Here is an 11,337-nt window from a genome sequence, read left to right as displayed (position 1 = left end):
ATTTCTCACTGGAACCAGTGTTCACGTGCTTTCATGATCAACGCCTTAGCGGCATCCTCTCCCATCCCAGTCATCTCGACCAGTTCATCCACGGCCAGCTCGGCGAGTTCGTCGCGCGTCTGGATCTGATGTTCGGCCAGTTTCGCGAGCAGGTCGGCGTCCATGCCGTCCAGGCTCTTCAGGTCGAGCGCTACATTTTCGACCTTTTCTTCGTTCGCGATCGCCATCGTCAACAGCGCGTCGCGCGAGCGGTTGCGCAGTTCGTGAACGGTGTCTTCGTCGAATGCCTCAATTTCGAGCATTTCGTTGAGCGGCACGTAGGCGATCTCTTCGAGGCTCGTGAAGCCTTCGTCGATCAGGATGTCGGCGACTTCTTCGTCGACATCGAGACGCGCCATGAACAGGTCGCGCAGGACGCCGCGCTCCTGATTCTGCTTCTGCGCAGATTCGTCCGGCGTCATGATGTTGATCTGCCAGCCCGTGAGCTCGCTGGCAAGCCGCACGTTCTGGCCGCTGCGGCCGATCGCGACCGCGAGTTCGCTTTCGTCGACGACGACGTCCATCGAATGCTTTTCTTCATCGACGACGATCGACTGCACGGCTGCCGGCGCGAGCGCGCCGATCACGAACTGGGCGGGGTCTTCTGACCATAGCACGATGTCGACGTTTTCGCCACCGAGCTCGTTGCGCACGGCCTGCACGCGCGAGCCGCGGATACCGACGCAGGTGCCGATCGGATCGATGCGCTTGTCGTAAGCGATCACGCCGATCTTCGCGCGCACGCCCGGATCGCGAGCCGCCGCCTTGATTTCGAGCAAGCCCTGCTCGATCTCCGGCACTTCCATCTCGAACAGCTTCATCAGGAATTCCGGCGCAGTACGCGACAGCTCGATCTGCGGACCACGCGCGGTGCGGTCGACCTTCGCGATGTAGGCGCGCACGCGGTCGCCCACGCGAAGGTTTTCCTTCGGGATCAACTGATCGCGGCGCAGGAGCGCTTCGACGCGGCCCGATTCGACGATGAAGTTGCCCTTGTCGAGGCGTTTCACCGAGCCGGTCATGATGTGTTCGCCGCGCTCGAGGAAGTCGTTCAGGATTTGCTCGCGCTCGGCGTCGCGCACCTTCTGCAGGATCACCTGCTTGGCGGCCTGTGCGCCGATACGGCCGAATTCGATCGACGGCACCGGCTCCTCGATGTACTCGTCGAGTTCGATATCGGGTTGCTGTTCGCGCGCCTCGAACAGCAGGATTTCCTGATCCGGCTCCTGCAGACCGGCTTCGTCCGGCACCACCTTCCAGCGGCGAAACGTTTCGTGTTCGCCGCTTTCACGGTCGATGTGGACGCGGATATCCGCATCTTCTTCGAAGAGTTTCTTGGAGGCCGAAGCGAGAGCCGCTTCGAGCGCGGCAAATACCACGTCCTTGTCGACATTTTTCTCGCGTGCCAGCGCATCCACCAGCATCAACACTTCGCGACTCATTGTTTGCGGCTCCTAAAGTCAACTTTCGGAACAAGGCGCGCCTTGTCCATGTCCGCGAGCGTGAAATCGAGCATCGCGGCGCCTTCTTTTCCTTCAAATTCGAGACCGATCGTCTCGCCCCGCGGAGCATGCAAAATGCCCCGGTACGATTTCCGACCGTCAAATGGCTTTTTCAGTGTGATAACCGCTTCGCTGCCCGCGAAACGTTCAAAATCCGCCAGTTTTTTCAGCGGGCGGTCGAGACCGGGTGACGATACTTCGAGCCGCTCGTAATCGATATTTTCGACCGTCAGAACGTGCTGGAGCTGACGCGTGACTTTCTCGCAGTCTTCGATTGCGATGCCGGCCGGCTGGTCGATATAGATACACAGCATGCCGCGCCCGGTGCGCTCGAGATCGACGAGCTCGTAGCCGAGTCCCACGACCGTGGTTTCAATCAGTTCCGTCAGTTGCACAGTGCCCTCATAGATGTTCGCGCAGCGAGCCTCGCCTCTTCTGCAAACAACCAATGCGGGCCGCGCACCAAGCCGGCGCAGTTCATACGAACCCGAGATGCCGAACCACGATGAACTGAGCGGCAAAAAAAAATGGGCTGAACGCCCATCATCTTATTGCCGGTGGTCGCACCTGAGCCGCACATCAAACCGTACGCCCAGCGACTTCGCGATTGTAGCCATTTTTCGGCCCAAACGCAATTCGCAGAAGGCCCGGCGACGCGCATTTCCGCTTGATTTGATGGGAATGTTTCGACAAAGTGGCGGCCAATCCGAGCTTTCGCAAGCTTGCCAGAGCTCTGCGGAAAGGGGGCCGGACGCCTGCGCCAACACTTTCGAGCGAACCGTGCTTTGGGTGTTCCGCGCAGTTTCGCACGGCACTTGACGCCTCCGAAAGCCGCTCGAATGCGGCAAATGAAAGCCCGCGCAAAGTCTCCAAAACGATAAACGGCTCGCCCGGCAAGCACTCGGCATTGAGGCCGCACAATTGCCGAACGAGCCGTGCGAAGAGCCGCTAGCGTGGCAGGTCATGCGAACGGCACGAAGGGGCCGGGCCGTTCAACGCCCCGTTGTCGAACGCAGTACAGCCCCCGCTTAGCGGCTGCGCGAGCGACCACGGGCCGTCCCGCCACCACGATTCGCGCCGCCTGGACCCGCGTTGCCGCCGGCGCGGTTCGCGTTGCCGCCACGATTGCCGCTGCCACCGCTGTTGCCCGCCGCGCCGGCACGCTTACCGCCAGTGCGCGCACGGTTGCCATTGGGCGACGGCGCGCGATTGCCGTCGACGTCGCGGCCGCGTTGGCCGCCGGTGCCGCGATTGCTCACGCCCGCACCGAAACCAGTGCCGCTCCCCATGCCCGCGCCGAAGCCGCCACCTGCGGAGCCACGGCGGCCCTGTCCGCGGGGCTGCTGCTCGAAACGGCTATGCGACATCAGCACCGGCTCGCGGTTGATGAATCCCATCGACGTCTGCATCGGATCCGGCTGACGACGCTCCGGCGCCGCATTGCGGCTGCCGTGCTCCTCGGTCGGCGCCTTCAGGCCGACCGATGCCATCAGCGCGCGCACCTGATTGTCCTCGAGTTCTTCCCAGCGGCCGCGCTTCAGACCACGCGGCAGCGAGATCGGGCCGTGGCGCGTGCGGATCAGCCGGCTGACCATCAGGCCCGCCGCTTCGAACATGCGGCGCACTTCGCGATTTCGCCCTTCGGCGAGCGCGACGTGGTACCAGTGATTGGTGCCTTCGCCGCCGCCGTCGCGGATGCGCAGGAAATTTGCCGGACCGTCTTCGAGTTCGACGCCGTGAAGTAGCTTCTGGCGCATGCCCTCCGCGAGTTCGCCGACGACGCGCACCGCGTATTCGCGTTCCACGCTATAACGCGGGTGCATGAAGCGGTTCGCGAGGTCCCCCGAGGTGGTCAACATCAGCAGACCTTCGGTGTTGAAGTCGAGACGGCCGACCGCGACCCACTTGGCGGTCTTCATCGGCGGCAGCTTGTCGAACACCGACGGACGGCCTTCGGGATCCGCGTGGCTGACGATTTCGCCGGTCGGTTTGTGATACAGCAGCACGCGCGGCGGCTTGCCCGCAATCTTGCGCTTGACCGGCTTGCCGTTGATCCGGACCTGGTCGGTCGGCATGATGCGCTGGCCGATGTGCGCCGGTTCACCGTTCACCGACACGCGGCCGGCGATGATCAGCTCTTCCATATCGCGGCGCGAGCCCATGCCCGCCTCGGCGAGCACCTTGTGCAGCTTCGGCGCGTCCTCGTCGGGCGACAGCACACGCTTCGGTCCCGCCACCTTGCCACGGCGCAGCATCGGCGCGCGCACGCCGCCGGTCGTGCCGTTGTCGGCATCGAACGCGGGCGACGTCACGTATGAGAACAGATCGTCCTGAGCTGGCTCCGTCGCCGCGGACGCATCGGCCCCTCGACGGTTCTGGCGCTGGCCCTCGCGTTGACCTTCACGCTGGCCTTCGCGCGACTGAGACTGACGCTCGCGCTGGCCTTCACGTGATGCGCCCTCACGCTTCGCACCGCCCGGATTACGTCGTCCGCCCTGTTTGGCGCCCGCGTCCTTGCGCGGAGTGCGCACTTGGGCGACGACCTCGCCGTCCGGCGGCGTTTCGGCGACGACCGGTGCGCCTTGCGCGGGCGCGCCCTCGGCTGCCTTCGTCTTCGCGCCGGCGCGGCGTCGCGCGATCAGGCTGCGCGGCCCGCGACGCAAACCGCGGCGCGGACGCTCTTCGCCGTCTGCTTCCGCGCCGTGAGCCGGGCGCTCGCCCTCGCCTGCGGACGCTTGCGTAGTGCGTTCGTCGGTCCGCGTTGACGGCACGGGGCGCTCGGATTCGGACGAATCGGTGTCGTGGGTATGTGTCAAAACAACCTCAAAATGTCAGGTCGCGCGCGCCCGTTGCGGGCGCGGCAAAAAAGTTCGGTTACGTCAGGCGCTGCGCGACTCGGTTTCGTCGTCGGTCAGAAAACCTGCGTCTTGCGCGGCATCGCGGCGATCCTCGGGATCGTCGTGCGCCGCCTCGATCGGGTTCGGCTCGGCGGCGTTCTCCGTATTGCGAGATACGCCTGGGTCGTGCGCGGGTGTTGCCGGATCGGTCTGGACGACCGGATCGTGATGCTGTGCCGAGCCGGCGACGCCGGTCTGCGCTGCCGTCGGTGCCAGTTCGGGCTGTTGTTGTGAGTCGTGCGGCGCGCTCGACGCGCCTGACAGATCTGAAGCATTCGCCGTGCCGGCCTGCCCGGCCGCCTCCCCGTGGGACTCCGGCTGGAACGTGGACTCGGATACGGTCTCGTTCGACTCTGCTTCGAGTCCCGATGTGGCGTGCCGCACCGGTTCCAGTGAGGCCGGCTCGCCAGTCTCACCCGCCGTCTCGTGCCCGGCTTGCTGCACGTTCTTCGCGTCGCCCTCGGCAAACTCGATCGCGTGCTGACCCAGCAGATCCGCGTTCAGCTGCGCGGACGGATCGGCAAGCGGCGGCAGCTCGTCGAGCGCAGTTAAGCCGAGGTCGTCGAGGAACTGACGCGTGGTCGCATACAGCGCCGGACGCCCCGGCACGTCGCGATGACCGATCACCTCGATCCAGCCGCGATCCTCGAGCTGCTTGACGACCTGCGTATTCACCGTCACACCGCGAATTTCTTCGATATCGCCCCGTGTCACGGGTTGCCGGTAGGCAATGATCGCGAGCGTTTCGAGCACCGCCCGAGAGTATTTCGGCGGTTTTTCCGGATGCAACCGATCCAGATACGAACGCATCGCGGGCTTGCTTTGAAACCGCCAGCCCGACGCCAGCCCGACCAGCTCCACACCGCGCCCAGACCAGTCCTGCTTCAGGTCTTCGAGCAAGGTCCGAACAGTGTCTGCCGACACGCCGTCGGCAAAGAGCTTGCGCAAGTCGCCGAGCTTTAACGGCTCCTGCGCGCAGATCAAGGCAGTCTCGAGGACGATCTTCGCCTCTTGGGTATTCATGCAGCTAGGTCAGACCCTGTGGTCAAAGAACCGGATCAAACAGACGATGTGGAACTGAAGACGCGCTCGCCCGATTCTGATCGGTCATATTGATGGGAGCACGCACCGGGGGGCGGCGAACAGACTTATCGAGCCAGACCCAGCCGGACGGAGCGGCGACATTCCTGAAAAGGAATCGCGTGACTGAGCGCCATATTACGCAAAAACGACCGGGGCGTAAAGCCGCGATCCCCGTGCGTCGTCCGCTGTGCCGCCGACGGGTGTGCCCCGCGCCCACCTGGGCCGAATCGCCGCAAACGAGATTTTCACGATTCGCAGCTTTTCGCCGCTCGCGGTGCATAAGACGCAGCGCGACCCCGCCCGCCAGGCCGTGCGTTCAGGCGCCGGCGTCGCGCGCCAGAAAGCGCGCCAAGCGCTCGACGCCCGCATCGAGCCGCGCCGTATCGCACGCATAGCACCAGCGCACGAACCCCTCGCCTTGCGGCCCGAACGCGCTGCCCGGTGCCACGCCGAGCCCGACCTCGCGTACCATCGCCTTGCACAGATCGAGACTGCGTGTCGAGCCCGGCATCGAGAAGAATAGATACATCGCGCCGAGCGGAATCTTCACATCGACACCGGGCACCGCCGACAGCGCGCGCACCAGATGATCGCGCGACCCCCTCAGGTCGCGCACCAGCTCCTGCGTAAAACGCCCGCCCTGCTGGAGCGCCGCAATTCCCGCCTGCTGCACGAACGACGGCGCGCACGACGTGTTGTACTCGACCAGTTTCGCCAGGTCATCCATCAACGCGGTCGGCGCGACGATCCAGCCCAGCCGCCACCCGGTCATCAGCCAGGCTTTCGAAAACGAATTCACGCAGATCACGCGTTCGTCGCGCGTCGCGAGGTCGAGAAAGGACGGCGCAGTCTGCGCGCCGGCCGCCTGGGCGGCGCGATCGTCGGGATAGTAAAGCCGCTCGTAGACTTCGTCGGCGACGATCCAGATGCCGTGACGCCGGCAGTGGTCCAGCACAGTGCGCTGATCGTCGCGATTCATCACCCAGCCAGTCGGATTGTTCGGCGAGTTGATCATCAGCATCTTGGTGTCGGGCGTCAGCGCAGCCAGCAATTGCCCGACCTCGAGCTGCCAGCCGCGGTCGCCGTAGCCGAGCGCGACCGTTTCGACGTGCGCGCCGAGAATCTTCGGAATTTCGACCAGATTCGGCCATAGCGGCGTCACCGCGACCACCCGGTCGCCGGCGCCGACCACCAGTTGCGCGGCGAGCATCAGCGCGTTGACGCCGGCGCTCGTCACCGCGATGTGCTCCGGCGACGTCGCGCCATGCAACTCGCTGACGTAGCCGGCGAGTGCCGCGCGCAACGGCGCGATGCCGAGGTTGTGCGTGTAGAACGTCGCGCCGGCGGCGAGCGCCGCGCTCGCGGCGTCACGGATGAATGCCGGTGTCACGCGGTCGGACTCGCCGAACCAGAACGGCAGCACGTCGTCGACGCCGAAGCCGGCGTTCGCGACTTCACGGATTTGCGAGGGACGCAACGCGCGCACGGCGTCGCGCGCATTCGGGACGGAGGGCACGGGCAGATGCAGTTCGCTCATCAAGGCTGTCGGGGGGGGGTGAAGGATGGAAGGCTCTGGGCGCAACCGTGAAGGCGTGCGCGGTGAAGCCGGTAGTTTAGCGCGCCGGATGGCCGGGCAGCGGCGAAGCCGGCAGCGGGCGCGGGCGGTCATGCCCGCCGTCAACCCCGCGGACGGACAGGCCGCGCCCGAACGCACCGATCGACCCCGTCAATTCAACTCCTCGGCCCGCCCCGGCAACTGCCGGATCAGATCCCACACCGCCTCGGCGGCGGGTGATAGCGACCGGTCGCGCCGCCGCACCAGCTCGACGCGGCGTTCCGCGCGCGGCACCAGCGCACGGGCGACCAGCGACGCCCCCGCCGGCAGCGGCAGCGCTAGCCATGGCAGTACGCTGATTCCGACGCCCGCCTCGACGAGCCCGAACACGGTGGCCGAATGGCCGAGTTCCTGCACGACGGTGGCATTCACGCCCTGCGCCTGCATCACGGCGTCGATGAGCGGGCGGCTGCCGGATGCGTAATCGAGCATCACGAGTTGCTCGCCGTCGAGGTCCTTCCATGTGACCTGCTTGTGCGCGGCGAGCCGATGATCGTCACGCGACACAATGCAGAATGAATCGGTCATCAGCGTCTCGCTGAGCAAATCGTCGTCGGAGAAGGGGCCGATGATCACGCCGAAGTCCACCTCACCCGACTTGACCTTGCGCACCACGTCGCTTTGCACGTCGTCGCGCAGGCCAAGCGTCACGTAGGGAAACTGCTCCACGCATGACGCGACGACACGCGGCATCAGCCGGCACGCGACGGTCGGACTCGCCGCGACCACCACGCGTCCGCGGCGCTGCTCACCGATTTCGCGGATCTCGCGCAACGCATCGTCGAGATCCGACAGCAGCCGCGACACGCTCGAGACCAGATTTCCGCCGACGTCGGTCAATTGCACTTCGCGTGTCGTGCGATCGATGAGCTTCATGCCGATCTCGCTTTCGAGCTCGCGCACGCAGCGACTGACCGCCGACTGTGTCAAGCCGATTTCGTCGCCGGCCCGGCTGAAGCTCTGCAGGCGCGCCACCTCAATGAAAACCCTAAGCTGTCGCAGTGTCACATTCATTTGTCGGTCTCATCAATAGGGCAATTTGATGCGTATTGTACGGTCAATTGCGTGCGGCACGGAGCCTGCCAAGGGATCGCTGCGACGCAGCAAAACGGCGCGAACGCACGCTGGCCGGGCCTGCCTGCACAAGATTGGTGATTGTCCCGATTTGCGCAATGGGTTTTTTGGATTCTTATACGGCCCTGGTTGGCGCCCGCGTTGGCCCGCCGCTACGGGGCTTTGAGGCAATGGATATCAATTTGGCACGCTTCGTGCGTTATGAGACGCACAGGGCCGGCGCCACGATGTCCGACTGAAGGCAATCCGTGGCTAGCCCGTCCCTTTCGGCACTCGCCTATCGAGTGCATGAAGAGTGCGCGGCGCGGGGCAGCGCACCGGAGTTAGCTTCGCTGAGGTGAAACATGATGCTGTTCGACGATTTGAGAGATAACGAGTGGGCGCTGGTCGAGGCTTTGTTCTGTGCCGAGCCGGCGCGCAGCGAACGGCGCGGTCGGCCTCGCGTCGAAGCTCGGGCGGTGGTCAACGCAGTGCTTTGGGTGTTGTCGACGGGCGAAGGGTGGTCCAAGCTGCCGGGCCGCTATCCGTCCCCGCCGACTTGCCGCCGGCGCTTCGACGAGTGGCAGGCCGATGGCACGCTCGCTGAAATTGTCAAGCGGCTTGGCACGAGCGGCCGCCAGATTTCGCTGCGCGGCAGGATCGGCGCAACGGCCGCGAAACCGCCTGCACCGCCGAGTCGCGACCGTCTGCGCGGCGCATTCTGGACCAATCCTGAATCGTGGCGCGCGCCGGTCAAGATGGCCTGACGCGGAACTCCATTGTGACCGGGCGCCCTAGGGCGCCCGGTTTTTTATCCGCCAACTTAACGCACGGTGCGCGCACGCCCACGACCCGTCAGCGTCTGACGGTCGCCGCGACACGCTGCCTTCTCTGCGTCGCGCCAATCAATTTCAGCGCGCTCGCCGCCCGGCCGCCACCGCGGTCAGTCCGCGTCGCCTCCGACTCTCAAACCGCCTGGCAGCTCCGGGTGAAACAACCATTTACTATTAATTACACTGTGCTTTCGTCCCCCGGCATATCTTAATACTTATGCAAACAGGCCTGATCCGACGGGTTCAGGCTGAGGGGGATTCGGAATGAAACCAATGTCACTGCTGTTGTGCGGCATTGTGATTTCATCAATGGCCGTGCCGGCATTTGCGCAACAACGCCCGCAAGGATGGAACTGGCGGCCGGACCGCCAGGCCACGCTGGAAGCATGGCAGCAAAGCGAGGCGCACAATCGCGACTTCACGCCGCCGACGCCGCGTGGCGACCTGCGCGGCGACATCGCCAGCAACGTGCGTGCACGGCCCGATGCACCGCGCGAGGATCAGCGCCGGCGTTGATGTCGTTGGTGTGTCGCTCGAACGGCGCGTCGTGCGGGGCGGTGTTCGGCGTCGTGCATTGCGCATGCGCGTTTGGGGAACCACCCGGCGCGGCGCCAGTCAGACTCAACGCCATTAGCACAGCGTGGCAGTAGTAATTCCGGTATGCCCGTATCTTCGTGATACGGGCTTTTTTTCGCCCCAAGGCGTTGATGGCGTGGAAGGCACGCAACGGCAACGGCCGGCGCGAGTCGCCTCGCCGCTGCATCGATGGGTAAGCAGAGATTCGCCCGCGGGACGTACACGGCGACCGGTCGCCGGAAGACACGGCCCGCCGACGGGACGACAGGCCCGAGCGGACAGTGATTCGGATAAGCGATGAACCTTGAGCTAAGACCTGACTTCGGCTGTCGCGGCGGACCGCGGTTCGGCCGCGCCGAGAACATAATCGTTCATGCGTTGCGCTGTCCATGTGAGCAGACGCTCGTCGTGCTCGAGCCGCGCAAACTCCGCTCTGCCCCGCTCGGTCAGCACGGCGATGTCGACGGGGGCATGAAAGCCCGGCGCCGGTGCGACGGTTCGCTGCCGAACGGTGTCCATCAGCCCCAGCGCGCGAAGATATTGGAAGACACCCGGCCTTCTGGCCCAGGGAACCTGACGATATTGGGCTCGCCGCAGCGCTTCAAGTACCGCTTCGTTGGAATACGTGGTCATCTCACTTCTTTCTTAAAGTGCAGCTATGACACATTCATGCACACGCGTCACTGCGCCACCGGCGACGCGCGTAGCACCCGCGCCTGGTCAGAAGCTCGCCGCCTGTCTGACAGCGGATTTCCGCCAGGTGCTGCCTGGTCTGGTCTTCGGAACCCCCGTCAGAACGGCATGTTAGCGTTCTCTCCACGAACCGACGATGCAACCGCCGCGGCGCGATGGCTGGCCCTTGGATTTGTCCCGAAAGACATACGTTACCCCATTTAAATTGATTCTATTCACTTTATTAGCGCTTTTTTTTGCAGCAATCGTGCTATGTAAAAGGGCTCGCCGGCCGCTCATCGTCTGCACGATCGCGCTGTTCTGGCTGCTCGCGGCCGGCTGGCTGACCGCGCCACTGCTCGCTCTGGCCCAGCCGCAGCGACAGAGCCCCGCGTCTGCCACTTTCGCGCCGCGCACCGCGATCATTCTGCTCGGCGGCGGTACCGTCTACGACGGCGACCACGTACTCGTGCCACCGCGCGACGTGCTTGCGCGCATCGAGCTCACCGCGCGGAACTACGCGGCCTGCAAGCGCACTGCGAGCACGTGTCGGGTCATCGTCAGCGGCGGCAATCCACAGCGGCATAGCGCGACCGAAGCCGACACCTACCTGCCCTATCTGCTGCGCCAGCAGGTGGCTCGCGCGGACATCCTGCTCGAGAAAAACAGCCGCACGACTTACGAAAATGCGCGCAACGTGTCGGCCATTGTCGACCAATCACATTACGATACGTTGATACTGGTCACATCTGCGTATCACATGCCGCGCGCGCTACTCGACTTTCAGTGCTTCGGCGTCGAGCCGCAGCCGCAGATTTCGAGCGCGCGGCGCGCGCGGCTCGGCGTGCTGCCGCGCTTCGATAATCTCGTGGCCGCGGAGATCGCGTTGCACGAGCTGGCCGGCCTCGCGCAATTCCACCTGTATCGCGCGTTCGGCTGGTTCTGACATAGCTGCTCGATAACGAACCCAGTCGAGCTATTACAAGACGTAACAAATGTTGAACCCAGTTACAAAGCCATCGGCTGGAGCAGAGTTTGCTCGATAGAATGCATTGTCTTTTGGGTCC

At 64.5% G+C, this 11,337-nt stretch carries 9 protein-coding genes and 1 pseudogene; 3 read left to right on the top strand and 7 right to left on the bottom strand.

The features are described 5' to 3' along the window. Positions 1-5: 5 nt before the first annotated feature. The 6 genes from nusA to BJG93_RS05870 form a co-directional block, all read right to left on the bottom strand. Positions 6-1,481 carry a transcription termination factor NusA gene (gene nusA, locus BJG93_RS05895; protein WP_027197398.1) on the bottom strand — a complete coding sequence of 492 codons (1,476 nt, stop codon included), beginning with the start codon at positions 1,479-1,481 and terminating at the stop codon, positions 6-8. Next, positions 1,478-1,936 carry a ribosome maturation factor RimP gene (gene rimP, locus BJG93_RS05890; protein ID WP_027197397.1) on the bottom strand — a complete coding sequence of 153 codons (459 nt, stop codon included), beginning with the start codon at positions 1,934-1,936 and terminating at the stop codon, positions 1,478-1,480. Before rimP ends, nusA begins: the two co-directional genes overlap by 4 nt. Before the next feature lie 633 nt (positions 1,937-2,569). Further along, entirely contained in the window at positions 2,570-4,357 is a 1,788-nt protein-coding gene (gene rluB, locus BJG93_RS05885; RefSeq protein WP_027197396.1) for a 23S rRNA pseudouridine(2605) synthase RluB, read from the bottom strand. Between the two features lie 63 nt (positions 4,358-4,420). Then, a complete protein-coding gene (scpB, locus tag BJG93_RS05880) occupies positions 4,421-5,461 on the bottom strand; it encodes an SMC-Scp complex subunit ScpB (protein ID WP_027197395.1) in 1,041 nt (346 codons plus the stop codon). Between the two features lie 376 nt (positions 5,462-5,837). Then, complete coding sequence (locus BJG93_RS05875) at positions 5,838-7,058, bottom strand: pyridoxal phosphate-dependent aminotransferase (RefSeq protein ID WP_027197394.1); 1,221 nt, start codon at positions 7,056-7,058, stop codon at positions 5,838-5,840. Positions 7,059-7,247: 189 nt separating this feature from the next. Then, on the bottom strand, positions 7,248-8,150 hold the full coding sequence (locus BJG93_RS05870; RefSeq protein WP_027197393.1) for a LysR family transcriptional regulator: 903 nt from the start codon (positions 8,148-8,150) through the stop codon (positions 7,248-7,250). Between the two features lie 407 nt (positions 8,151-8,557). Between BJG93_RS05870 and BJG93_RS05865 the strand changes: the two are divergent. After that, positions 8,558-8,953 (top strand): annotated as a pseudogene (locus BJG93_RS05865) (transposase); the annotation flags it as partial. A 333-nt stretch (positions 8,954-9,286) separates the two neighbouring features. Next, complete coding sequence (locus BJG93_RS05860) at positions 9,287-9,538, top strand: hypothetical protein (protein ID WP_027197391.1); 252 nt, start codon at positions 9,287-9,289, stop codon at positions 9,536-9,538. A 369-nt stretch (positions 9,539-9,907) separates the two neighbouring features. Here BJG93_RS05860 and BJG93_RS05855 read toward each other — a convergent pair whose 3' ends face one another. Continuing rightward, entirely contained in the window at positions 9,908-10,231 is a 324-nt protein-coding gene (locus BJG93_RS05855) for a hypothetical protein (protein WP_027197390.1), read from the bottom strand. A gap of 265 nt (positions 10,232-10,496) precedes the next feature. Between BJG93_RS05855 and BJG93_RS05850 the strand changes: the two genes are divergently transcribed. Beyond that, positions 10,497-11,216, top strand: coding sequence for a YdcF family protein (locus tag BJG93_RS05850; protein WP_231337439.1), 720 nt, complete (start codon positions 10,497-10,499; stop codon positions 11,214-11,216). Positions 11,217-11,337: the final 121 nt, after the last annotated feature.

It is taken from the genome of Paraburkholderia sprentiae WSM5005 (assembly GCF_001865575.2).
GTDB classification, from domain to species: domain Bacteria; phylum Pseudomonadota; class Gammaproteobacteria; order Burkholderiales; family Burkholderiaceae; genus Paraburkholderia; species Paraburkholderia sprentiae.
This window is presented reverse-complemented; position numbering and strand designations above follow the sequence as displayed.

What these genes read in the sequence shown, in the direction of transcription:
- nusA (WP_027197398.1), bottom strand. Translation starts at nt 1,481, where the DNA reads ATGAGTCGCGAAGTGTTGATGCTGGTGGATGCGCTGGCACGCGAGAAA.
- scpB (WP_027197395.1), bottom strand. Translation starts at nt 5,461, where the DNA reads ATGAATACCCAAGAGGCGAAGATCGTCCTCGAGACTGCCTTGATCTGC.
- BJG93_RS05875 (WP_027197394.1), bottom strand. Translation starts at nt 7,058, where the DNA reads ATGAGCGAACTGCATCTGCCCGTGCCCTCCGTCCCGAATGCGCGCGAC.
- BJG93_RS05870 (WP_027197393.1), bottom strand. Translation starts at nt 8,150, where the DNA reads ATGAATGTGACACTGCGACAGCTTAGGGTTTTCATTGAGGTGGCGCGC.
- BJG93_RS05860 (WP_027197391.1), top strand. Translation starts at nt 9,287, where the DNA reads ATGAAACCAATGTCACTGCTGTTGTGCGGCATTGTGATTTCATCAATG.
- BJG93_RS05855 (WP_027197390.1), bottom strand. Translation starts at nt 10,231, where the DNA reads ATGACCACGTATTCCAACGAAGCGGTACTTGAAGCGCTGCGGCGAGCC.